The 24,170-nt window shown below is 65.4% G+C and carries 19 protein-coding genes and 2 tRNA genes; 8 read left to right on the forward strand and 13 right to left on the reverse strand.

The features are described from left to right. Positions 1-53: 53 nt before the first annotated feature. The 3 genes from J2751_RS00940 to J2751_RS00950 form a co-directional block, all read right to left on the reverse strand. Complete coding sequence (locus J2751_RS00940; RefSeq protein WP_209482585.1) at positions 54-2,774, reverse strand: TRAP transporter permease; 2,721 nt, start codon at positions 2,772-2,774, stop codon at positions 54-56. Next, entirely contained in the window at positions 2,771-3,238 is a 468-nt protein-coding gene (locus J2751_RS00945; protein WP_321168516.1) for a DUF1850 domain-containing protein, read from the reverse strand. Before J2751_RS00945 ends, J2751_RS00940 begins: the two co-directional genes overlap by 4 nt. A gap of 70 nt (positions 3,239-3,308) precedes the next feature. Beyond that, a complete protein-coding gene (locus J2751_RS00950; RefSeq protein ID WP_209482586.1) occupies positions 3,309-4,349 on the reverse strand; it encodes a TAXI family TRAP transporter solute-binding subunit in 1,041 nt (346 codons plus the stop codon). Between the two features lie 162 nt (positions 4,350-4,511). Between J2751_RS00950 and J2751_RS00955 the strand changes: the two genes are divergently transcribed. Both J2751_RS00955 and J2751_RS00960 read left to right on the forward strand, forming a co-directional pair. Next, positions 4,512-4,585, forward strand: a tRNA-Lys gene (locus J2751_RS00955). Between the two features lie 309 nt (positions 4,586-4,894). Next, on the forward strand, positions 4,895-5,992 hold the full coding sequence (locus J2751_RS00960) for an alcohol dehydrogenase catalytic domain-containing protein (protein WP_209482587.1): 1,098 nt from the start codon (positions 4,895-4,897) through the stop codon (positions 5,990-5,992). A 102-nt stretch (positions 5,993-6,094) separates the two neighbouring features. Here the strand turns inward: J2751_RS00960 and J2751_RS00965 are convergent, their stop codons facing one another. Next, positions 6,095-6,412 carry an ASCH domain-containing protein gene (locus J2751_RS00965; protein WP_209482588.1) on the reverse strand — a complete coding sequence of 106 codons (318 nt, stop codon included), beginning with the start codon at positions 6,410-6,412 and terminating at the stop codon, positions 6,095-6,097. A gap of 197 nt (positions 6,413-6,609) precedes the next feature. On the opposite strand from J2751_RS00965, the gene pyrB reads away from it, so the two are divergent. The 3 genes from pyrB to J2751_RS00980 all read left to right on the forward strand — a co-directional run bounded on the left by pyrB (position 6,610) and on the right by J2751_RS00980 (position 9,152). After that, positions 6,610-7,563 (forward strand): aspartate carbamoyltransferase, encoded by a 954-nt coding sequence (pyrB, locus tag J2751_RS00970; protein WP_209482589.1) that lies wholly within the window; start codon positions 6,610-6,612, stop codon positions 7,561-7,563. Next, positions 7,556-8,014, forward strand: coding sequence for an aspartate carbamoyltransferase regulatory subunit (gene pyrI, locus J2751_RS00975; RefSeq protein ID WP_209482590.1), 459 nt, complete (start codon positions 7,556-7,558; stop codon positions 8,012-8,014). Before pyrB ends, pyrI begins: the two co-directional genes overlap by 8 nt. A gap of 277 nt (positions 8,015-8,291) precedes the next feature. Beyond that, positions 8,292-9,152: a hypothetical protein gene (locus J2751_RS00980; RefSeq protein ID WP_209482591.1), complete on the forward strand. Its 861-nt coding sequence runs from the start codon at positions 8,292-8,294 to the stop codon at positions 9,150-9,152. 945 nt (positions 9,153-10,097) lie between these two features. Here the strand turns inward: J2751_RS00980 and J2751_RS00985 are convergent. The 5 genes from J2751_RS00985 to J2751_RS01005 all read right to left on the reverse strand — a co-directional run bounded on the left by J2751_RS00985 (position 10,098) and on the right by J2751_RS01005 (position 14,150). Then, positions 10,098-10,841 (reverse strand): ThuA domain-containing protein, encoded by a 744-nt coding sequence (locus tag J2751_RS00985; RefSeq protein ID WP_209482592.1) that lies wholly within the window; start codon positions 10,839-10,841, stop codon positions 10,098-10,100. A 67-nt stretch (positions 10,842-10,908) separates the two neighbouring features. Then, a complete protein-coding gene (locus J2751_RS00990) occupies positions 10,909-11,361 on the reverse strand; it encodes a DUF5804 family protein (protein WP_209482593.1) in 453 nt (150 codons plus the stop codon). 98 nt (positions 11,362-11,459) lie between these two features. Next, positions 11,460-12,662: a methionine adenosyltransferase gene (locus J2751_RS00995; protein ID WP_209482594.1), complete on the reverse strand. Its 1,203-nt coding sequence runs from the start codon at positions 12,660-12,662 to the stop codon at positions 11,460-11,462. A gap of 104 nt (positions 12,663-12,766) precedes the next feature. Further along, positions 12,767-13,888: a pyridoxal phosphate-dependent aminotransferase gene (locus J2751_RS01000; RefSeq protein WP_209482595.1), complete on the reverse strand. Its 1,122-nt coding sequence runs from the start codon at positions 13,886-13,888 to the stop codon at positions 12,767-12,769. 177 nt (positions 13,889-14,065) lie between these two features. Continuing rightward, a tRNA-Leu gene (locus J2751_RS01005) sits at positions 14,066-14,150 on the reverse strand. Positions 14,151-14,305: 155 nt separating this feature from the next. Here J2751_RS01005 and J2751_RS01010 point away from each other — a divergent pair. Next, a complete protein-coding gene (locus J2751_RS01010; protein ID WP_209482596.1) occupies positions 14,306-14,866 on the forward strand; it encodes a DUF420 domain-containing protein in 561 nt (186 codons plus the stop codon). Positions 14,867-14,933: 67 nt separating this feature from the next. On the opposite strand, the gene J2751_RS01015 is transcribed toward J2751_RS01010, so the two are convergent. From J2751_RS01015 to rqcH, 4 genes are all read right to left on the reverse strand, one after another. Beyond that, positions 14,934-15,956 carry a halocyanin domain-containing protein gene (locus tag J2751_RS01015; protein WP_209482597.1) on the reverse strand — a complete coding sequence of 341 codons (1,023 nt, stop codon included), beginning with the start codon at positions 15,954-15,956 and terminating at the stop codon, positions 14,934-14,936. Positions 15,957-16,028: 72 nt separating this feature from the next. After that, positions 16,029-17,528: an amidophosphoribosyltransferase gene (gene purF, locus J2751_RS01020; protein ID WP_209482598.1), complete on the reverse strand. Its 1,500-nt coding sequence runs from the start codon at positions 17,526-17,528 to the stop codon at positions 16,029-16,031. A 103-nt stretch (positions 17,529-17,631) separates the two neighbouring features. Further along, the gene (locus tag J2751_RS01025) at positions 17,632-18,012 is read right to left on the reverse strand and encodes a DUF5820 family protein (protein WP_209482599.1); all 381 of its coding nucleotides are present in this window, start codon (positions 18,010-18,012) and stop codon (positions 17,632-17,634) included. Positions 18,013-18,079: 67 nt separating this feature from the next. Continuing rightward, a complete protein-coding gene (rqcH, locus tag J2751_RS01030) occupies positions 18,080-20,233 on the reverse strand; it encodes a ribosome rescue protein RqcH (RefSeq protein WP_209482600.1) in 2,154 nt (717 codons plus the stop codon). Positions 20,234-20,442: 209 nt separating this feature from the next. On the opposite strand from rqcH, the gene J2751_RS01035 reads away from it, so the two are divergent. Both J2751_RS01035 and J2751_RS01040 read left to right on the forward strand, forming a co-directional pair. Further along, positions 20,443-21,675: a mandelate racemase/muconate lactonizing enzyme family protein gene (locus J2751_RS01035; RefSeq protein WP_209482601.1), complete on the forward strand. Its 1,233-nt coding sequence runs from the start codon at positions 20,443-20,445 to the stop codon at positions 21,673-21,675. A gap of 260 nt (positions 21,676-21,935) precedes the next feature. Continuing rightward, complete coding sequence (locus J2751_RS01040; RefSeq protein WP_209482602.1) at positions 21,936-24,035, forward strand: lamin tail domain-containing protein; 2,100 nt, start codon at positions 21,936-21,938, stop codon at positions 24,033-24,035. Positions 24,036-24,170 lie beyond the last annotated feature (135 nt).

Here is a 24,170-nt window from a genome sequence, read left to right on the forward strand (position 1 = left end):
TCCCATTCGGGCCGACTGGGCGGGTCGGTCCCTGCGGACCTCAAGTCGAGTTCTCAAGCCGACGACGAACGCATCGATTCGTCGGCTGCGTCCGTGCTATCGTCACCCGACCCACCGTCCGGTTCCGCCGCGGCCCGCCGGCGGTTCCGAACCAATCCACCGACGAGGAGGGCAGCACCGAGCCCACGTACCAGTAGATCGTTTGTCAGGGTGTACAGCGTGACATCGACGCCGACGAGGCCGATCGCAGTTCCCAGAGGCAACAACACCATCGCGGGGACTGAAAGCAGCACCGCAGCAGCCGACAGCGACACTCGCGACGCGCGAGAGACGTGGGTGTGGTAGTAACCGATAATGGCGACACCGAGCGCGTACACACCCGCGAACGTCGCAACCACCGGCGTGACGACTTCGGGAAGGAAGAAACCGAGGTCGGCGACATCGGCGGTCGTCAGTATTGACGCCCCGTTCTCGCCGGACCGCAACAGGAGGATCCCGGGGGCGAACACGAACGCGAAGGGAACGAGGATCTTGTTCAACGAGAGAAGGAACGCCTTCTTCCCCGTCTCAAACGGATCGGACTTCGCTACCCCCGCTGCGGCATACGCCGCCACCATCACCGGTGGCGTCACGTCGGCCATCAGCCCCAAGTAGAGCACGAACAGATGTACCGCGAGGATAGCGATCCCGAATTCGGGGAGCACGGGGCCGAGTAGCACGACAATGATGATGTACATCACCGTCGTTGGCATCCCCATTCCGACGACGACGGAGGCGATCCCGGCGAGGATCAACAGGAGGACGAGCGACCCGCCACTCACGTCGAGAATGAGCGCCCGGAGGCTCCCGCCCAGTCCCGTGATCCCGATGACGCCAGGGATGATGCCGGCGGCCGCGACCGCGATGACGACGATCGTCGCCGTCCGCGCACCGTTGTCCATTGATTTGAGGACGAAGGCGGCAAATCGGCCGGCACGTGAGTCAGCGACGGTGCCCCCCGTCTGCTCGTCGAACGCGGCTGCCGACTCCTCAACGCTATCGTCGAGGTCGAGAAGCGGGGCGTCACCACGAGGGTCGAAGACGAGAAAGAGGACGGCGATAGCGGTCGCGATCGTTGGGAGCGAGCCGGCGGCCTCCCGGAGCGCCTCGACGGCGGAGATCGACGCCGGGTCCGTAGGCATCCCCGCAAAGAGGATCTCGATAGGTGTGACCCCCGCGTAGTACAGTGACACCGCGAAGAGGATGAACCCACCCGCGACCCCGCCGACGAGTGTCGGGCCGGTCCGCTCGTTGTAGGCGGCAACGAGCGCGATCAGTGCGACGGTCGCAGCGATGGTGAGCCACCCGGCACGTCCAACCGAGAGTCGGGCGATCACGAGGTAGTACAAGAGGAGTCCGAGCGGGACCAGATAGAACCAACCACGCCGCATGTGTGGGCCGACATCGAGCAGTTCGCTGCGGGTGAGTCCGCCGATCCCCTCCTTCGCTGCCTCGAAGTGGACCATCACCCACATGCCGAAGAAGAACGCGAGCGCCGGGAGCGTCGCCGCGATGACGACCTCGCGGAACGGGGTCGCCGTGTACTCGACGATGAGGAAGGCTGCCGCCCCCATCACCGGTGGAAGGATCTGTCCGCCCGACGAGACAGACGACTCGACGGCGCCGGAGAACTCCGGCGAGTAGCCGGACCGCTTCATGAGCGGAATCGTCAACGCACCGGTCGTAACTGTGTTCGCGACCGACGATCCGGAGAGCATCCCCATGAACCCGGAGGAGACGACGCTGGCTTTCGCCGGACCGCCCTGTCGAGTCCCGGTGATCGAGTACGCGAGGTCAATGAACCACTTGCCCGCCCCCGACATCTCGAGGAAAGCGCCGAAGAGGATGAAGATGTAGATGAACCGGACGGAGACTCCGACAGGAACCCCCAAAATCCCCTCCACGGTGTACCAGAGGTTTTGGACGATCTGGTCCCACCGGAGCTGAGACGTGGCGAACGTCCCGAGACCGGTCGCGTCTCGCGGGATCAGGTACCCGTACTTCGCGTACAAGAGGAACACCGAGACGAGCAGCGTGAGGAGAAGCCCGAGAGAGCGACGGGTCGCCTCCAAGACGAGGAGGATCGCGAGCACACCCATGAGATAGGCGATCGGGTATTCGGCGAGGAACCCGAACTCGGCGAAACCGAGCCACGGGTACACCTCTCCAACCGTTCCAGCCCCTCCGAGCCCCCGGACGCGAACGATGTTGGTTACCTCGTCGTACCGCGTCACGTAGTAGGCTGTTGGGAGGAACGACAGCGCGATCAACGCGAGGTCCGACGGCGTAATCCGCTTCGACTCCGCGTCGACGAACACCCACCGGACGGCGTCGTGGACGCGGGTTACGCCTCGGGAGACGGCTCCGTCTCCGGCTTTACTACGGACCAGCGACGGGGTCGCGGCCAGCCGACCCGTTATCGGTCCGTTCCCGGTCGAACCGGGGAACAGGAGAAACGCGAGGATCAGCGCGAAGTTGACGTGTATCGCACGGATCTGGAGCTGGGCGAGCGCCCCGAGCCGGATCGTGTCGTACAGGGGAACGGTAAACTCGAAGACGAAGCCCCGTGCGGCGATCCACAGTTGGAACGCGGAAAACGTGATCCCGACGACCGCGACCACGACGGCCGCGATCCCGCGGACCGTTCGCCGTTTGTCTATCTCCTCGAAGACCTCGTCGACATCCGTGTTGGCCTCCGGGTTCGATCTCGACTCGGTTGGTGTACTCGTCGTCACGTGAATATCCTCCGACGTTGTTGCACCGTTATTTCCACTGCTCCGCCGTCAGCCAGCGCGGCGATATCGTATCGGTTTCCGCCGACGATGAGGTCGTGATCCGCGATCACACCCGTCTTGACACGCAGTGCCTCGTACTCAACCCGTGGGGGTTCATATACGTATCGTCCGTCTCGTTGGGTCACCGTCGCTTGAGACGGGAGACCCGCCCCGAACGAGCTGAACTCCATGCGGACCGACACGAGTTGTCCGTCGACGGCGACGTACACGTCCCGTACGAGCGTCTTCTCGACGCTGTGGGTGTATTCGAGAACGATTTCGGTCTCTTCACCGACCGGCGACACGACGATCTCCTCGCCGCGATCGTCGGTGACGACGATCGCCGGTTCGGGCTCGATACTTGCGGTGAGCGCTCCCGAGGACGCGGCGACCGCGACGGCAGCGCTCACCAAGACTGCGGTCACGGCAGTGAGGACGACCCTGACAGACCGCGATCCGTCAGCGCTGCCGGAGAGCCGCGACCGGAGGGCCACGCTACTCGAAGTAGCGAGCCGCGCCCTCGTGGAGTTCGATGGACATCCCGTCCTGTGCGGAGTCGCGGTTGATGAAGTCGGTCTTGATCGACAGCTGATCGGTGTTCTCGAAGATCGTCTCGCTGATGTCTTCGACGATGTCAGCGCTGTACTCCTCGCGGGTGGCGATCATCGCTTGGACGGAGACGGTGTCGACGTCATCGTCGACGCCCTCGTAGGTACCGCCCGGGATGGTGTCGTCCGCGAACCACGAGGCGTCTTCGCGTGCGGCCTCGCGCTCGTCGGCGGACATGTTCAGAATCTCGATATCGGAGGTCGTCGCCAGCTCCTCGACCGCACCGACGGGCCAGCCGCCCACGACGAACGCCGCGTCAACGTCGCCGTCACGGATCTGGTCCGCCGCCTGCGTGAAGTCGGTGTTCTGCTCGTCGAAGTCGTCGGGGGTGAGCCCGGCGACGGATTCGAGGATCTGAAGCGCGTTCACTTGGGTCCCGCTCCCGAGGTCGCCGGTGTTGATCGCCATCCCTTCCATGTCGGCGATGGAGTCGATGTCCGAGTCCGGGTTGACGATGACGTGGATCGTCTCCGGATACAGCGTCGCGACGCCGCGGAGGTTCTCTATCGGTGCGCCTTCAAACGCTTCGAGGCCCGTCCCGTTAGCGGCGAAGAACGCGACGTCGTTCTGGATCAGTGCGAAGTCGGCGTCGCCGTTGCCGAGGCTGCCGACGTTCTCGACGGATGCGCCCGTCGAAGAAACCTCGACGTTGTAGTCGGTCGTATCCTCGACGATACCCTCGATCTCACCGGAGAGCGGGAAGTACGTCCCGCCGGTGCCACCCGCGTGCCAGCGGATGACGTCCGTCTGGCCGCCGGTGTCGTCGCCGTCGTCGTCGGCCGCGCCGTCGTCGTCGGTCGCGCCGTTGTCGTCGGTTGCGCCGTCGCCGTTGTCCGCACAGCCAGCAATACCGACCACACCGGCCGCTGCCGCTCCACGCAGGAGCGTTCGGCGGTCGATCCGTTCACTGATTTGGTTGTCTGACATACGACACGTAGTACACCATGGGAGTTGATAAAGGTTTCCCACTGGGAGATGAGCGCGTCGATCATCGGTTTTTGATCGTTTTTTCGACCGATCGTCGGTTCGGTCGCTGCTGCGCCGTCGAATGAAAAGGCCTTTTATGCTGACCGCGGTACGAATTAGTGAGGGCCGGTAGCTCAGTTAGGGAGAGCGACGGACTCTTAATCCGTCGGTCGCGTGTTCAAATCGCGCCCGGCCCGTACAGTAAGACGGTGAGCGATGCGTGGCGTGAACGGAGTGAACGCCACGATGGCGAGCGACGAAGTCGCGAGCAGCGAACCGTCGAACGAACCGGCAGGCACGGTTTGAACGCAGGGAGGTCGCGCGCAACGCAGTGAGCACGTCCGACCGTGTGTTCAAATCGCGCCCGGCCCGCTTTTGTGACGACCAACTTCGCGAAGAGCAAAGCGGTCAGCGCAGTTTGAATTCTGAATATACCGTTCAATAACACAAGCGCGGTGCGTTCCGGAGAACACAGTTCTTTGAGTCAACCGCTCGAACCGGATGGCATGAACGCCGCAGTGCTTCGGGAGTACGGCGAACCGCTAGCGCTCCGTGAGGTGCCCGACCCCGAGCCGGACCGGGACGGTGTCGTCGTTCGCGTCGAGGCCTGCGGGGTCTGCCGCAGCGACTGGCACGCGTGGAAGGGCCACGGCGAGTGGGCGGACGACCGCGTCTCACGGGGGCAGATCCTCGGCCACGAGCCCGCGGGGGAGGTCGTCGCCGTCGGCGATGGCGTCGAACGCTTCGCCTCCGGCGACCGCGTCGTCGTCCCCTTCTCGCTCGGCGACGGGACCTGTCGGTACTGTCAGCAGGGGCACGGAAACGTCTGTTCGGACGGCCGGGCGCTCGGGTTCGAGTCCGACGCCCCCGGCGCGTTCGCGGAGCGGGTCGCCGTTCCGAACGCCGACTATAACCTCGTCGAGCGGCCCTCTTGGCTCTCCGCGCGCGACGCGGCGGCGCTCGGCTGTCGGTACATGACCGCGTATCACGCGCTCGCGGAGCGTGCCGGACTGACCGCCGGCGCGGATCTCGCCGTCCACGGCTGCGGCGGCGTCGGCCTCTCCGCGGTCCAACTCGGTAGCGCGCTCGGGGCGCGCGTGGTCGCGGTCGACGTCGACGACGACGCGCTCGACTGGGCCGCCTCGCTCGGTGTCGACGAGCGCATCAATCCGCAGTCGATGGAGGCCCACAGCGCTACCGGTGGCGAGAACGACGCGTCCGTCCCCGACCGGATCCGAGAACTCACGGACGGCGGGGTCGATGTCTCGGTCGACGCGCTCGGCATCGCCGAGACCTGCCGGAACTCGGTGTGCTCGGTTCGACCACGGGGCACGCACGTCCAGGTCGGGCTGACGACGGAGGCCGAACGCGGCGAGGTCTCGCTGCCGACGGACCGGATGACGCGGTGGGAGGTCTCGTTCGTCGGCTCACGCGGGATGCCGCCCACGAACTACGACGCCCTCTTCGATCTCATCGAGACGACCGGGCTCGATCCGGGCGCGCTCGTGAGCCGCGAACTGGCCCTCTCGGAGGTATCGGATCGGCTCGCGGCAATGGACACCTACGGAGTCGAGGGAATCGAGGTCGTCACCGAGTTCAACTGACCTCCGCAAACGTCGCCGGACGACGGTTCAGGACCGACCGAGAGACTGAACTGCTGGGGAACCACTAAGCCGAAGCAGTGGGTCGAAATCGTCGTCCGAAACTCAGTTCATCCGCTCGAACCGATGACGCACCACGTCGGCGTCGTCGTCCCACTCGAACTGCCCGCCGTGTGCGCGAACCATTCGCTCCTTGTACGCTTCCAGCGACGGCGATCCCTCCCGGTTCGCGTCCGCGTCCGTCATGTCGCCGAGGGTTCGGTCGCTCACCTCGGTCAACTCGAAGCGTACCCCGTCGATCTCGAAGGAGTCGCCCTCCTCTCCGTACTGGTTCCCGCGATGTAGCTGCGTCACGTCGCCGTCGATTGCCGCCTGCTTCACGCGATCGTTCGGGAGCAGGTCAGCCGGATCGTTCTCGGACATACTCGATCGTTGGTACGCCGTCGACTTATATACCCGCGCCGACGCCACATATCCCCCGATCCCGCGCCGACGCCGCGTGGACTGCGGGCCACTACGGATATCGAAACCCGGTGTGTCGGGCCGATCCACGCCCATGATCAGGGTCGCGTATCCCCGAGCCGAGGGATTCAAGATACTGCCGGTCCCCTTCTCCGACGATGCGTCAGGACCACCTCATCACCGCGACACAGCTCTCGCGGGATGACATCGAGGCGGTGCTCGACCGGGCGCGCGAGGTCGCTGCCGACCCCGCGGCGTACGCAAACCGCCACGCGGGGACGGTGCTCGCGCTGTGTTTCTTCGAGCCGAGCACGCGCACCCGAATGAGCTTCGACGCCGCCGCGAAGCGGCTGGGGATCGACACCATCGACATGGGCGACGTCGACTCCTCGTCGGTGTCGAAAGGGGAATCGCTCGCGGACACCGTCCGCGTCATCGAGGGGTACGCGGACGCCCTCGTGCTTCGCCACCCGAGTGAGGGGGCAGCGACGTTGGCCGCGGAGTTCGTCGACGTCCCCGTCATCAACGCCGGTGACGGCGCAGGCCAACATCCCTCCCAGACCCTCCTCGATCTCCACACGATCCGAGAGAACCACGGCCTCGACGACCTCACGGTCGGGATAATGGGCGACCTGAAGTACGGTCGGACGGTCCACTCGCTTGCGGCCGCGCTCACTAACTTCGACGTTCGCCAGCACTTTATCAGCCCGGAGTCGCTTCGGCTTCCGCGGTCGGTTCGGTTCGATCTCCACGAGACCGGCGCGCAGGTGCGCGAACACGAGGAGTTGGAAACCGTCCTCGACGAACTCGACGTCCTCTACGTCACCCGGATCCAGAAGGAGCGGTTCCCCGACGAGAACGAGTACCACCGCGTCGCCGGCGAATACCGGATCGACGCCGAGACGCTCGCGGCTGCCGACGACGACCTGACCGTGATGCACCCGCTGCCACGCGTGGACGAGATTGCGCCGGACGTCGACGACACCGACCACGCCCGCTACTTCGAACAAGCACACAACGGGATCCCGGTCCGGATGGCGCTGTTGGACACGCTGTTGGGTGGCGACGAGCCGGGTGACGAGGCGACCACGATGGGGGCTGACCATGAGTGAACACGAGCTTCGCGTCTCGAAGATCCGCAACGGCACCGTCATCGACCACGTCGAGGGGGGCCAAGCGCTCAACGTCCTCGCGATCCTCGGCATCGACGGCTCCGAGGGGCTCGGCGTCTCGATCGGGATGAACGTCCCCTCGGATCGACTCGGCCGCAAGGACGTTGTCAAGGTCGAGGACCGCGAGCTCTCCCAGTCCGAGGTCGACGTGCTCTCGCTCATCGCGCCCGAGGCGACGATCAACATTATCCGCGAGTTCGAGGTCGTCGAGAAGAACCGCGTGACCCGGCCGGAAACCGTCGTCGGCGTGCTCTCGTGCCCGAACAGGAACTGTATCACGAACGCCGACGAGCCGGTCGAGACCCGGTTCGACGTGATCGATAGCGGCGTCCGATGTGATTACTGTTCGGCCGTGCTTCGGTCCGACATTGCGGCTCACATCGACGTGTGACATCGCCTTCCACGTACGCGTGGTCGATCGGAACGACCCCCTCTGACTCGATGGTTCCGCCCGCGCCGCGCCGATAGTTTTTAGCGGTGCCCGATCGAACGGATACGTGACACGTCATGAGCAAGAAAGTCAAACTCCTCCTCGTGTTGTCGCTCGTCGTCCTCGCGTACTTCCTCTTCGCCGGCGATAAGGAGCCGGTCGAAGTCGAGTAACGCACCGGACGTGAAAAGCGGGCGAGAGCCCGCCGTTTTTACCCGTCAACCGCGTAGCGACTGCCATGTACGGGGTCGTCACGCGGAACGCCGACGAGGTAGACATGGAGCCGTTCGATCTGGGCTTCTACGAGGTGAAGGACGTCACCGGTCGAGCGGCCGCGCCGCTGTCGAACGCCATCAACATGGTGTCGTGTTTCGGCGACAACGCGGCCGCGAGCGAGAATCCCGATCTGGTGCCGGTTGACGAGCGCGGCGAGCCGGCAACCCGCGACCGCGACTACTTCGACTGGGCGTACGTCTGCCCGACCCATCCCGAGTACCGCGAGGGACTCATGGAGATCATCGAGGACTGTGCCGCCGAGAGTGGCGACGTCCGCCTCGACGACGTTGGCTTCCCGCGGGAGGGGTTCTGTCGCTGCGACCGCTGTGAGCGGCTGTTTGCCGAGAGCGACCACGACGACTGGTCGGACTGGCGCGCTTCGGTGATCACCGAGTTCGTCGCGGACGCGGCCGACCGGATCCCCGGCCGGACGCTGCTCACGCTGTATCCCGACCCGTATCCGGACCACCTCCGTAAGCGGGCGGGCCTCGATCTCGACGCGCTGACTGCTCACGTCGACGAGTTCGTCATCCCCGTCTATGACCTCCACTACGCGACGACCTACTGGCTCGAATCGATCGCCCGCGGCTTCCGCTCCCGGCTCGGTGGCGACTACGACCTTCACGGCGCGCCCCCGGAGACCCCCTTCTCGATCGAGCTGTACGCCGTGGACGTCGACATCGAGGAGCTGATCAACGCGGCCGAGGTCGCGGAGACGTACGCCAAGGACGTGTTCTTCGGCTACGACGCCAGCAACGCCGCGGCCGCGCTCCGTCGGAAAGACGCCGACACGCGCGAGGGCGAGGTCCATCGGCCGGAGTGAGCGGCGTGAACGAGGGTTTATATACTGACGTCGTCGAGTCCAACGTGACCGGCCGCCGGTGTGTGACACACCCGTCGTTTCGCGCTCCGCGCGGGGCGGCGGCCTTTCAACGTCCTCACCGTAGCGGCGGTCGTTCTACACTCACCAGCCGACGGCCCGTCGCGTGAAGGTGCTATGTGGCTTTTCCGAGACCTCCAACAGGTAACATTTGTCACCCCGATCGCTCAGTACAGATACGGTAGTGAGTGATACCGAGAGTAGATCGCTCACATCGGCAGCGACGTGATCGTATTTAAATGGACTGTGAACAGCTGCGACGACCATATATAAATGGACAATGCGGTGGCGCGCCCCGGTGAACGCCGCGGCGCGGCGCTCACCGACGGTGTGAGGTCGCCGGCGCTCCGCGCCGGCTGCCAGAGAATCTTCGATTCTCGCTGGAGCCCGGAACGGCGCTTTAAGTGCCGTTCCGGCGAGGCTGGGGAGGCGTGAGGTGCGGTTGCGGTACGGGGTGGGACTCAAAGGGGCAGCCTGCTCCGGGACGACGGGCGTTCACGAGAGCGCCGCTCTCGTGAGCCGATCAGAACGCGGCGCGTTCTGATGACGACGCAAGCACTCAAAACGGCGAGCATAGTGAGCCCTTTTGAGCGCGCAGCGAGCCCCTCGACCGGAGCAGGCTGGGGCTTTAGAGGGCTCCACCGTCGATTCGTCGCCAACCGTTTATAAACGAGCAGCTGGAGATGTGGAAGCGGTCACCACAGCACTACCTACTTATAAACCGCCGCCAGCAACCTCACTCGTCCACTTATAAACACTCACTCCAACGTATTGCGAGACCCACTCCCGATATCGATCAACGAACGGTCATCAGCTACTGACCGTTTCAGGCGGGAATACGTCCGAAGATACTACTCTAACGGAGTCGTTCGTTTATAAACAACTCCCCTAGTGAACCGTGCGGTCGTCGTCCGTGTCGATCTCCTCGATCGGGTCGGCGTTTCCGAACGCCGGATCGGGTCCGTCACCGGGGGCTGCCCATTCGACCGCGTTTCTGAGGACCTGCTGGACGGCTTCGTCGTGGTAGATCGGGTACGTCTCGTGGCCGGGACGGAAGTAGAACACGTTGCCGCTCCCGCGGCGGTAACAACAGCCCGAGCGGAAGATCTCTCCGCCCTCGAACCAGGAGCTGAACACGAGCGTGTCGGGTGCGGGAACATCGAACCGTTCGCCGTACATCTCGGTCTCCGGGAGCTCGACGTACTCACCGAGCCCGTCAGCGATCGGGTGCCCCGGCTCGACGACCCACAGCCGCTCCCTCTCGGCGGCCTCGCGCCACTTGAGCGAACAGCTGGTCCCCATGAGCCGTTTAAATATCTTCGAGTAGTGCGCCGAGTGGAGCGCGATGAACCCCGTTCCGTCGAGAACGCGGTCGTGGACGCGCTCGACGACCTCGTCGCGTACCTCGTCGTGGGCGGCGTGGCCCCACCACAACAGGACGTCGGTGTCGTCGAGAACTGACTCCGTGAGCCCGTGGTCAGGGCCCTCGTCGAGGGTCGCCGTCCGGATGTCGTGGCCCGCCTCCGCGACGGCGTCCGCAACGACGGCGTGGATCCCGTCGGGGTACACCTCGGCGACGACGTCGCTCTCGCGTTCGTGGCGGAACTCGTTCCAGACCGTGACACGTACCATTCGGTCGATGTCCGTGCGCACCGACTTGTAAACCGGTGTCCCGGGCTGTGTGTAGCCGCTCCCGCTCCTAGCCCGAGAACTCGGCCTCGCTCACGCGGACGACGAGCGTCTCGTCGACGTCCCGCAGATCGTACTCAGGCGTCCGCCCCTGTATCCGTCGGACGAACATCGGCTCGACGGGCTCGCCGTCGACGAGGCCGAACACTTTTAAACGCTGATCGGTCTCCTCCGGCGGGACCGCGCCGTCACGGACCGCCCGTGCGAGGTCGCGGGAGAGCCACTCCTCGCGGGAAACCGAGGGCTCCAACACCAACGTCTCGTCGACGAAGCGCACGAGATACCAGTTGAGGTCGTTTAATAATGAGACGGCCGCGCCGAGGCTCACGGTGTCGACGGCGACGCTGTTCTCGAACGGCTCCTCGATGTCGTACGTTGCTAGCGCATCACGTGCGGTCTCCCGAGACAGGAGCTCGTACGAGAGGCTGACGTCCGGATCGCCGAGGAGACACACCCGCGTCACGGTCGAACGGTCGCGGCCAGCTCTCAAATCGGTTGTGGTCCGGTCGGCTCGACTCCGACCCGGGCGGACCGGGGGCGGACCGGTCGCCGCGCCACCAGTTAAAACGTCGAGACGTCGCCGTCGATGACGCGGCGGGTAACGCCAGTCACGTCGTCGAGTTCGGCATCGACGATGGCGACGACCTCGTCCTCGATGTCCGCGAGTTCGACCCCGTCGTCGGTGACGATCTGCGCGTCGGCGACGTGGGGTTCGTCGATCGGGCGGCCGATCTGCGAGAGCAGGCGGATCTGGAGGTCCCGGATACCGTCGACTTCCTCAGTGACGGTCTCGGCGATGTGCGTCGACAGCAGGTTGTAGATCTTCCCGATGTGGTTGACGGGGTTCTTTCCGGAGGTCGCCTCCATCGACATGGGGCGATTGGGCGTTATCAGCCCGTTTGCCCGGTTGCCGCGGCCGACGGAGCCGTCGTCACCCTGCTCGGCGGAGGTGCCCGTCACGGTGAGGTAGATCGAACCCTCCTCGTAGTCGTCGGCGGTGTTGACGTCAACGTTGACCTCCCGGTCCGTGTGGCGCTCGGCGAGTTCGGTCACGAACTCGCGGACGTCGGTCACGGCGTCGTCGTACTCGTCGAGGTCGTCGACGTAGCGATCGACCATCGCGGCGGCAACGGTAATGTCGATCCGGTCGCCCTCGCGTTTCCCCATCACCTTCACGTCGGGGCCGAGTTCGGGATGGTCCTCGTAGTAGGTCGTGTTGAGCTCGCGTTCGGCCTCGTGAACGATCGTTTCCGTCTCCGTGAGCGGGGCGTGGCCGACGCCGAAGGAGGTGTCGTTGGCCATCGGGACCTCCTGTGTCTCCTCGCCGAAGACATCTTGGAGGTCGCCGGAGCCCTCGCCGAGTTTGACGTCGACGACGACATCGGTGCCATACTCCAGTTCGGGAACCGCCTCCGCCAGGTACTCGCGAGCCGCCGCCAGTGCGGTCGAGTCGACGGGGAGCTGCTCGTCCTCGTACTCCTTCGTGGCGCGACCGACGATGAGGATGTAGATGGGCTCAACGACCTCGCCGCCGCCGAACGCCGGAGCCGCGCGTCCCGCAACCAACTGCGTCTCGTCGGTGTTGTAGTGGAGCACCTTTCCGACCCGATCGAGGTAGAGCTGCGAGAGCGCCCGTGACACCGACTCCGCAAGACCGTCGCTGATGGAATCCGGGTGTCCGATACCCTTTCGCTCGACGATCTCAACCTCCTGATCCTCGACCGCTTGGCGGTCGAGGCGACTGACCTGAATGTTCCGATCCATTAGGTCGCCGTACTCCACCGGTAGCAGTATAACTTACGGAAACCTCCTGCGACCAGATAATGTTTCACAGTTATCTCCCGGCGAATATTGTCCTATCAGGGCACTCACTGTACCGCGTCGTACGCGTTTGCCATGATCGAGATCGCCTCCCGCAAGTCGTCCTCGTCGGTCGCATAGGAGATCCGGGCGGATCCGCGTCCGTGCTCGCCGAACGCCTCGCCGGGGACGACGATCACGCCGCGGTCGAGACACTCGTCGACGAACCCCTCGGGGACTCGCGGCATCGCGTAGAACGCTCCTTTCGGCGTCGGGCAGTCGATCCCGGCGTCGGCGAGTCCGTCGAGAAGAATGTCGCGTCGGCGCTCGAAGGAGTCTGTCATCGCCTCGACGACGCCGCGATCTCCTCGGAGCGCCGCCTCGGCAGCGTACTGCGCCGGGGCGGACGCACAGGCCTGCGCGTATTGGTGTACCCGGAGCATCCGGTCGACGCGTTCGGCGGAGCCGTACACCCAGCCGAGCCGCCAGCCCGTCATCGAGAACAGCTTGGACGCGGAGTTGACGACGACGACGTTCTCGCTCTCGGCGTACTCGATCGGGGAGTGATGGTTCCCCTCGAATACCGTGTACTCGTACACCTCGTCGGAGACGCAGAGCACGTCGTGTTCGTCCGCGATCCGAGCGAACTCGCGGACATCAGACTCGGCGGAGACCGCGCCGGTCGGGTTACCCGGAGAGTTGACGACGAACGCGGCCGTGTCATCGGTTATCGCCGCCTCGATCGCGGTGGGGTCCAACGTGAGGTCGTCGCGAAGCGGTACGGGCACCGGCTCGCCGCCCGCGAGCTTCGTCAGGGCGTCGTAGGAGACGAACCCGGGATCCGGAACGATAACCTCCTCGCCGGCGCTCACGTGTGCTTCCAACGCGATGTGGAGCGCCTCGCTCCCGCCCGCGGTGGCGATGACGTTCGCCGGATCGAGGTCGATCCCCTGATCGGTTCGGTGTTTTTCGGCGATCGCCTCCCGCAGGGACGCGATCCCCTTGTTTTCGGTGTAGGCGTCAGCCAAGCCGTCCTCGATGGCGTCGACCGCGGCCGCACGTGCGTGTTCCGGCGTCGGGAAGTCGGGCTGGCCGATGCCCAGATTGATCGCGTCCTCGCCGGCCGCCTCGAACACCTCACGGATCCCGCTTATCGACACCCGCTCCACTCTATCGGAGAACTTCGGCATGACTCGGAGAGGGGTCCGACCGGAGTTAGTTCTTGTCACGTGGAGCGGCTGCCCGCCCGGACACGTGCCGCGGGCAACGAACCGGCCGCTGGAAGGTCAGCGTTCGAAAGGAATTGTGCGTGGGTGCTGTCGTAGAGACAACACCGTGCATCGGTGTGGCGGGTGTGCCGCCTGCGATGCGTGGGACCGGATTTGAACCGGCGGACCTCTACAGGACAGCGCCCTCAACGCTGCGCCGTTGGCCTGGCTTGGCTACCCACGCTCGCGGTGTTCTATCGCATCTCGTCGTACCCTGTCCCCGATTAAAAGCCCTTCCATTCGACACCGCCGTGTCCGGCGTTGTCACCGCGCGCCCCACGGCGTCCACGACCCGCCGAAACCGGCAGTCGTTTGGGGGATCCGCACGTCGGTACGGACATGGCAGACTGGCCTCGCGAGAACGTCCCGCTGTTGACGGGCGTTCTCTCCGTCGTCTCGCTCGCGCTCGTCTTCGGTGCGGTCGGTGGCGTAATTCCGAGCAGCGTTCTACCCCGCGCGAGCGACGCCGTTCTCGACGCGATCCCACACCTCAACGCGGTCATCTCCGCGAGCGCGATCGTCACGATCCTCCTCGGCTGGCGCGCGATCTCGCGTGGCAACGTCCACCGACACCGAGCGTTCATGCTTGCGTCGTTCGCGCTGTTTACGGCGTTTCTCGTCGGCTATCTCTATCGACTGATACTCGTCGGAACCATGGATTTCCCCGGACCGGAGACCGTCTACACGTTCGTCTACCTGCCGTTCCTCGCGATCCACGTCCTCCTCGCAGTCGTCTGTATCCCGTTCGTCTTTCATGCCCTGCTGCTGGCCGCGACCCGCCCGTATGCGGAGCTGTATCACACCCGACACGCGCAAGTCGGCATGGTGGGTGCGGTGCTGTGGCTGATCTCCTTTGCGATGGGAATCGGCGTCTACCTCCTGCTTCACCACGTCTATTGAGCCGACGGATCCGACCGATCTACAGGCGGAGCAGGCCGAGTGCCTCGGGGCTTGACCCCGAGGCGGTTCACTCGTTCCGGCCGGCCTTCCGGTGTGCGGCGTAGAACAGCGGCACGAGCAGCGCACCGGCAAACCCGAGACCGAGCGCGAGCGCGCCGAGGTCCTGCGCAGTGAGTTCGCGGGCGGACGCGCCGTCCTCACTAGCCTCGGCGTCCTCGCCGCCGATGATCTCGTCATCGATGTCACCGACCGCGACTGCTCCGAGCATGCCGACTCCGACGTGGGGCTCACAGACGTACTCGAACACGTCCCCCTCCTCGGCGCCGTCGAAGGTGTGCTCGAACGTGTGGCCCGCCTCCGCGGTCTGCTCGGACTCGAAGGCACCCCCCTCGTCGACGACGTTGTGCTCGCCACCCTCGCCGGTCCACTCCCAGACGATCGTCGTGCCCTCGTCGATCAGCACGGCAGCGGGATCGAACAGGAGTCCGTTCTCGCCTGCGCCGACCTCGATCCGAACCTCATCCTGCCCGCGCCGGTCGTGGGTCCCGTCGTAGTTGTCCACGTCGTCGAACCATCCGCCGTAGGGGTCGCCGTTCGTGTCGTCTCCGGGCTCGACGAGGTCGTCGTCGACATCGCCGACGGCGATCGCGCCGAGCATGCCGACTCCGACGTGGGGCTCACAGACGTACTCGAACACGTCCCCCTCCTCGGCGTCGTCGAAGGTGTGCTCGAACGTGTGGCCCGCCTCCGCGGTCTGCTCGGACTCGAAGGCACCCCCCTCGTCGACGACGTTGTGCTCGCCGCCCTCGCCGGTCCACTCCCAGACGACGGTCGTCCCCTGATCGATCAGGACCGCGGCCGGACCGAACAGGAGGCCGTTCTCTCCGGCACCGACTTCGATCCGGACCTCGTCCTGGCCGCGGTAGTCGTGCGTTCCGTCGTAGTTGTCCACGTCGTCGAGCCATCCGTCGTAGGCGGCCGCAACGGTTCCGCTGGCGGCGGCGACTCCGGCCGTCGCCGCAACGCCCGCGGCCCCGGTCCGGAGGAGGCCACGACGACTCATCGACGCGTCCTGGGCGTTCGTGTTCATACCCGCACGTCGATCCGACCGCGTATTTAACCTCTCGATACCGTTCGGACCGACGGCAACGCGTCCGCCAGCTTAGTCGTCGGCCGCCGGCGCGCCGGGAGACGGGCTGTCGACGACCCGATCCGTCTCCTCGCCCTCCACGTCGAAGGGGTACTCGCCGGTCACACAGCCGAGACACAGGTCGGCGCGGCTCGATTCGAGGGCTTCCGCGACCGCGTCGATGGAGAGGTACGCCAGCGAGTCGGCTTCGATCGTCTCGCGGATCTCCTCGACGCTCCCGTTCGCGGCGATGAGCTCCTCGCGGGTCGCCATGTCGATGCCGAAGTAACAGGGGGCGACGATCGGTGGCGCGCCGATCCGGAGGTGAACCTCCTCGGCACCGGCTTCTCGAACCAGCTCGACGAGCTGCGTCGAGGTCGTTCCGCGGACGATGGAGTCGTCGATGATGGTGACCGTCTTGCCCTCGACGGTCGACTTGATCGGGTTGAGTTTCAATCGGACCGCCCGCTCGCGCTCGTCCTGCGTCGGCATGATGAACGTCCGGCCGACGTACCGGTTCTTCATTAGCCCCTCCGCGAACTCGATGCCCACGTCGTCGTCCTCGCGGGGGTTCCCCTCGGCGTCGACCTCGGCGGCGGCGTCGGCGTAGCCGGAGGCGAACGCGCGTCCCGAGTCGGGCACGGGCATCACGACGTCCGTCTCGACGCCGGACTCCGTCCAGAGCTGTCGACCGAGCTCACGGCGGACCTCGTAGACGAGCGAACCGTCGATGACGGAGTCGGGACGGGCGAAGTAGACGTGTTCGAAGAAACAGTGGGCCGTGGCGTCGTTTTCGACGAGCTGATACGTGTCGTATCCCGATCCGTCGGGTTCGAGCACGACGAGCTCGCCGGGACGGACGTCCCGGATCAGCTCCCCGTCGAGGGTGTCGATGGCGGCGGACTCGCTGGCGAGCACGTAGCCGTCCTCCAGTTCCCCGAGACAGAGTGGTCGGTTCCCCATCGGATCGCGGACGCCGAGCACCGTGTCGTCGTGGGTGATCGTCAGCGAGTAGGAGCCGTGGATCCGCTTCATCGTGTGTTTGACCGCCCGGACGAGGTCCTCCTGTAAGAGGTTCCGGGCGAGGTCGTGGGCGATCACTTCCGTGTCGCCGTCGGAGGTGAACGCGTGGCCGGCGGCCGCGAGCTCGTCGCGAACCTCGTCGGCGTTCACGAGGTTCCCGTTGTGCGAGAGGCCGAGCGAGCCGGACTTGAACGAAACGGAGAACGGCTGGGCACAGCTCTTATCGAGGCTGCCGGCGGTCGGGTATCGGACGTGGCCGATGCCGGTCGCGCCCGCGAGCGATTCGAGGTCCTCCGCTTCGAAGGCGTCGCCGACGAGCCCGCGCTCGACGTGGCTGTGTTGCTGGAACCCGTCGTGTGTGACGATCCCCGCGGACTCCTGTCCACGGTGTTGGAGCGCGTACAGCGCGTAGTACAGCGGTCGCGCGGCCGCCCTGTCCGCGAGAGAAACGCCGACGATGCCGCACTTCTCACGTGGCTCGTCGCCGGAGTGGTCCCCACCGGTTTGCATGGACGACGGTCCGCGTGGCTCGAATAAAAACCCTCGTGTTCATGGTTTTCTCTCCATGATATGACCTATATCTATCCACGAACACGGATCGTACCCCCGGGTTTCACTGTCCGACCAGTTCGTCCAGTCGCTCGAAGTACGCCTCTCGGGGCACCTGATACGCCTCCCGATAGTCCACGTCGCCGTCGGCAAATCGGGCGGCGACGTCACGGGCTGCATCGACTGCCGACTCCCGCCCCTCGTACGTCTCGGCGACGGCCTCTATCTCGGGCTCCAAGAAGAGAACGACGTGCCACTGGTCGGTCGCGTACTGGCCCGCCCCCGGGCGCGACCGTCGAGAGCCATTGGTCAGATAGATCGTCGGGAGACACGCTGCTGGGAGGTCGTCGCCGTCGAACTGATCGGGCCGAAACGTGAGGATGACGCGACCGCTCGGCTCCTCGTTCCACACCCGCCAGCCGTCCGGCAACGACTCGAAGCTCATACGTCCCCTCCGTCTCGCGGGCTTGAAAACGTCGCGTTCCGGGGCCGACTCTCAAAGGGAGTCCCGGTCACTCCACGATATCGGAGCCGCCCGCGGGGAGGAACTCCTGTAGCTGGTCCGCGCTGGCGACCTTCCGAACGAACGAGGTATCGGCGAACCGCTCCTTGAGATCACGGTACACCATCATCGCCGCGTCGTTCTGGGCGTACATCCCCGGTTCGAGGGTCACGGACGTGGCCGCGCGATCGGCGATCGCTCCGGGCGGCCCGCCGATCGCGCGTGTCACCGGCTCACACTGGACGCCGACCGCGACGCGGCAGGGAACGTCCTCGAAGTAGGTCCGGTCACCGCGGATCACGAAACTTCCCTTTTCGATGTACTCGCCGCTCTCGGGCGTCTTCGACACTTGGTCCGGCTCGACCATGTACGCGTCGCCCGCGCCGCGGCCGTCCTTCCAGTCCGAGGAGTACGACACCGCGAACTGGGCGGCCTCGCGGAGCGTCTCCTCGTCCCAGTCGACGGGGTCGGCCGACTCGGATGGGCCGGCCGCTTTCAACAGGGTGACGGGTCCGCCGTGGGCCTGGGTGTGGAAGAACCGATCGTGGTTCCCCATGTATTTCTTGACGAGCTCCTCGTTCTGGTCGGCGTTTCGCCCGCCGATGACGAGGTAGCCGTCCGAGGTGTGGAACCACCGGAACCGCTCGTACCAGTCGTCCGGGCTCCGGATCGGGATCGACGACCGGGAGAGCCAGTCCGTCTCGTACTCCTCCTCGTCGTCGGAGCCCGTGCCGCTCTCGTCCTCCTCGTCGACCGCTTCCCATTCCGCCTTCCGCTTCTTGACGGCCTCCAACTCCCTGCGGGTCGACTCGATCGCCTCCATCGCGCCCTCCTTCTTGCCCTCGATACGTTTGGCTTCCCGGTAGAGCCGGTCGGCGTTGACCTCAACGCCGTCGTCGGCTTCGAGCTCGACCCGCGTGTTGTCCTCGCCGAGTTCGACGGTGACGGTACCGTTTCCGCCGTCGACGTCGACCACCGCCTCCGCGGCCGCGATCCCGCGCTCCGCGCCGGCAGCGAGCGTCTCGGCGATCTCGTCCCACGGGACCTCGTTCTCGCGAGCCTCCCGAACCGTCGAGAGCACCTCGTCGACGAGGTCGTACTGCGCGTACACCAGCTCAGCACGCTCTCGCTCCGCGTTCGCCTGCTCCTCGAACCCCTCGATCGCCCCCTCCTGTTGTTCGATGATCCGCTCTTGTTTGGCGATCTCCTCCTCGAAGTCGGGACGGGAGGGGCTCGCGTCCGCCGGCGCGTCGCCCTCACCCTCGCCGTCACGGTCGAGCCGGTGGAAGTACTCGTCGACGGCGGCGTTAAACGAGTCGAAGCCGACGCTCGGGAGCCCCTCGTGTTCGGAGAGCGGGAACGGAGTGACATCGATGACGCGGGGATCGCGGTCCGCCTCGGATTCCACATCGAGTTCCTCCTCGTACACCCGCGGATCGATGTCGCCCGAGCGCAGTCGGTTGCCCATGCGTTCGAGCGCCTCGTGGAGCGCCCGGAGCTCGTCGTCGGTCGCCTCCTCGACCGGCGTCTCCTTCTCGACGCCCGCGCGGGTACACACCTCCTCGGCGTAGAGTCCGCCGAGGTTGAGCTGCGTGGCGAGGGTCCGCACCACGTCGCTGTCGGACTCGCGCATGTGGCGTTCGAACCCCCCGAGGCTTACGTCGAGGGGGTTGAGCCGCGAGGCCGGGTACTCGTACTGCGCGCCGGGCGCGACCGTCCTGGACTTGAGCCGCACCGTCGACAGCGACCCGACGACCTCGCCGGTTTCGTCGAGCACGGCGACGTTCCCCTGCCCGAACAGCTCGGCGACGAGCGTCGTGTTCTCGTCGTCACGCTCGAACTCGAACGTGAGGATCCGATCGAACTCGTACTGTTCGACCCCCGCGAAGTCCGCGCCGGACATCCGGTTCCGCAGCATCTTCGCGAAGTTCGGCGGACGACCGGGGGCGTCCGCGACGTGTTCGGCGTCCGCGACGTGGGCGCGCTTGAGGTCACCCACCTCGATCAGCAGCTCGACGCGGCCGCGATCGAAGTCGCGGAGCTTCAGCCGGAGCAGGTCGTCGTCGTAGAGGTACGCCTTGTCGACCTTCGCGCCCTCGTACCGATGCAACTCGGTGACGAGCGCGCCGAGGTCGATGCTCGACAGCTCCCGCTTCTGGTCCATACGGGTCACACAGGCGGACGGGAAAAAGGCGTGTCGTTGTGACGGCACGCCGGACCGGTTCCTCAGTCAGCGGGTCGCGAGCGAAACCCCGAACGATCGACTCGAAGATTCACCGCCGTGAGACGTCACTCTGAGCGCAGTATACCGGAGTGGAGGGATCCGCTGAGTAGAACATAAAAGCTTACCCTAATCCGAATAAATACTCGCATATGAGCCGAAACTACGACTCGCTTCACGACCCGAACGCGGAGTACACGATGCGGGAGCTCTCCTCGGAGACGATGGGGGTAACCGGGACGCGGGGCGGCGGGCGTGATGTCGAGATCACGGACGTTCAGACGACCATGGTCGACGGCAACTTCCCGTGGACGCTCGTGCGGGTATACACGGACGCAGGCGTCGTCGGGACCGGTGAGGCGTACTGGGGCGCGGGCGTCCCGGAGCTGATCGAGCGGATGAAGCCGTTCGTCGTCGGCGAGAACCCGCTCGACATCGACCGGCTGTACGAACACCTCATCCAGAAGATGTCCGGGGAGGGCTCGGTCGAGGGCGTGACCGTCACCGCCATCTCCGGCATCGAGGTCGCGCTCCACGACCTCGCGGGGAAGATCCTTGATGTCCCCGCCTACCAGCTGCTCGGCGGAAAGTACCGCGACAAGATGCGCGTCTACTGTGACTGTCACACCGAGGAGGAGGCCGACCCCGAGGCGTGTGCCGACGAGGCCGAGCGCGTCGTCGACGAGCTCGGCTACGATGCGTTAAAGTTCGACCTCGACGTCCCGTCGGGGCTCGAAAAGGACCGCGCGAACCGACACCTTCGTCCCGGCGAGATCCGCCACAAGGCGGAGATTGTCGAGAAAGTGACGGAGCGGGTGAAGGACAAAGCCGACGTTGCGTTCGACTGTCACTGGACGTTCTCCGGCGGCTCCGCGAAGCGACTCGCGGACGCGATCGAGGAGTACGACGTGTGGTGGCTCGAAGACCCCGTTCCCCCGGAGAACCTCGAGGTTCAGGAGGAAGTGACGAAGTCCACGACCACGCCGATCGCAGTCGGCGAGAACCGCTACCGCGTTACGGAGCTTCGCCGCCTCATCGAGAACCAGGCGGTCGACATCGTCGCGCCCGACCTGCCGAAAGTCGGGGGGATGCGCGAGACACGGAAGATCGCGGACGTCGCGAACCAGTACTACGTCCCGGTTGCGATGCACAACGTCGCCTCGCCGGTCGCGACGATGGCTGCCGCACACGTCGGCGCGTCCATTCCGAACTCGCTGGCGATCGAGTACCACTCGTATGAGCTCGACTGGTGGTCGGACCTCGTCGAGGAGGACGTCATCGAGGACGGCTCCATCGAGGTGCCGGAGAAGCCGGGTCTCGGCGTGACCCTCGATATGGACACCGTCGAGGCACATATGGTCGACGGCGAGACGTTGTTCGATTGAGCGGAGCGAGATCGAACTCACAAGACGAGATAGCCGAATCCCTCATCGTTTGACGAGGCGGACGCCGAACTCGAGCGCGGAGATCGCTACTTTCGCGGTGCCACGCGACACGAGCCGAACTCAGCCCCGATAAGCGAGCGTCAGCCGGGAGCGACGACACCACGACTCCCGCGGGACGGCGGAACTCCCAACGTCAACCAATAAATCCAGTTATAATTCATTTAGAAACACATAAATTATCTTCCTGAGATTATTGCCGCATGTCATCAGTTAAGAATGTGTTGGGTCGCGTCGTCGATGGGTCCGGATCCCCTCTGAGCGGACGTGTCGTCGTGGGGCGGATCGGCGGAGAATCGGACCCCATCGGCCACTGGATAACCGATGGAAGCGGTGAGTTCCCACTCGTGGCCGACGGCGGATCGACGCTCGATCCGTCCGACCTCTCGTTCACCGTTCGTGATCCGACGCGCGGGGGTGGAGCGGACCCGATCAGCGACCGAACGCTCGACGAGGACGGAGAGACGACCACCGTGGAGTTGACGGTGGCGTCGACGAACACGCCCATTCACGGGAGCGTCGAACACCGCGGGATGAACCACGCGGCGACGACGCGGATGGGTCGGGTGCGGAGCCATCGGTTCTGTAATCAGTTTCCCGAACTCGACGTGTACGACCGAACCGACGAGTTCTTTCGAACCCTCGGCGACGCGAGCGAGACCGAGGACGGCGAGCTCGACGGGCCGATGATGGAAGCCGCCGACGACCCGGTCGGTGACGCCGACACCCCCGCAGCCTACGGGATCTTCGGGCAGTTCATCGATCACGACATCACCTTCGACCCGACGTCCGACGTCGACCGGCGGAACGATCCCTCGGCGTTACGGAACTTCAGAACCCCCGCGCTCGATCTCGACGCGTTGTACCGGACCGGTCCGGGAGTGACGCCGTTCCTGTTTGACCGGGAAGACCCACACGACGCGCGCCTGGTCACCGGCTCGGCGACCGCGCCCGACACCGACGAGGGCGGACTCTCCGGACTTCCCGGAACCGACCTCCAGCGAAACGAGCAGGGAGTGGCGCTCATCGGCGACCCGCGGAACGACGAGAACGTGCTCATCGCGCAGATCCACCTCGCGTTCGCTAACTTCAACAATCGGGTCGTCGATTACCTGACGACGGAGGCGGGTGGCGAGTTGAGACGCGAGAACGAGTCGGTCGCTGACGCGGCACATCGGCTGGTCCGGTGGCATTATCAGTGGGTCGTTCGACACGACTTCCTCGAACGAGTTTGTGACGCGTACGTCCTCGAAGACATCGAGGAGAACGGCCGCCGATTCTTCCTCCCTCCGGACAAAGACGTAGCGATTCCCGTCGAGTTCGCGGGCGCCGGGTTCCGGTTCGGTCACTCGCTCATTCGTCACGAGTTCGACATCAACGAGCAGTCCGGGAACGTCCGGATGTTCCCATCGGAGTCCGGCGAGGAACCGCATCTCCGCGGCGGCAGTCCGGTCCCCAGCCATCTCGTCGTCGACTGGACCCGCCTGCTCGACACCGGTGACGGTGACTACCAGTCCGCGCGGAAGATCATGCCGTTTCTTGCGCCGACGCTGTTCCAACTCCCGATGGACGGGGAGGACTCCCTCGCCATGCGGAACTTCCAGCGCGCACGAGCGCTCGGACTCCCGTCGGGTCAAGACGTCGCCAAGCGAATGGGGATCGATCCCATCCGTAACGAGGGGTTCGGCGACGACGCCCCGATCATGGAGGCGTTACGGAAACACGGTCGCGGTGCGGACGGACACGCCCCGCTCTGGTACTACGTTCTCGACGAGGCGCGCTACCAGAACGATGGCGAGCGGCTCGGCGCGGTCGGAACGCGCATCGTCGCGGAGACACTGATCGGACTCATCGAGGCCGACGAGGCCGCCTACCCGAACGCCGCGCCAGACGGGTGGGAGCCGAGTCTGCCACAGTTGACCGACACCGAGGGGTACACGCTCGCCGACCTGATCGCGTTCGGCGAGGAGGGTGCTCCGGACGGGCTCGTCATCGACGCCATCAACCCCGGACCGGGCGGCGACGGCGACCCACTTAACGAGTCAGTGACCCTGCGAAACGCGACCCGCGAAACCGTCGACCTCTCGGGATACGTGCTCGATCTCAGTGGCGGCCAGCGTGACGATCTCCCCGACACGACGCTGGCCCCGGACGCGACGGTGACGATACACGTCGGCTCCGGAACCGATACGGATGCCGACTACTACCTCGGTCGGGAGCGGGCCGCGCTCAACGACGAGGGCGACACGGTAACCCTGCTCGATCCGGACGGCGAGGTCAGCACTCGACGTGTCTACAGATGAGCAAGGCGAGTGCTTCGGGAGTTGGCCAGAGGCACTCGTTTTGAGCCGCCTGTAGGATCGCTGAGGCAGTTGGGTTCGGACATGGACCATTCGAGCCATCGACCACCTCTTCGTTGAGTTAACTGAGAACGTCGA

It is taken from the genome of Halorubrum alkaliphilum, from assembly GCF_017873815.1.
Lineage (GTDB): Archaea > Halobacteriota > Halobacteria > Halobacteriales > Haloferacaceae > Halorubrum > Halorubrum alkaliphilum.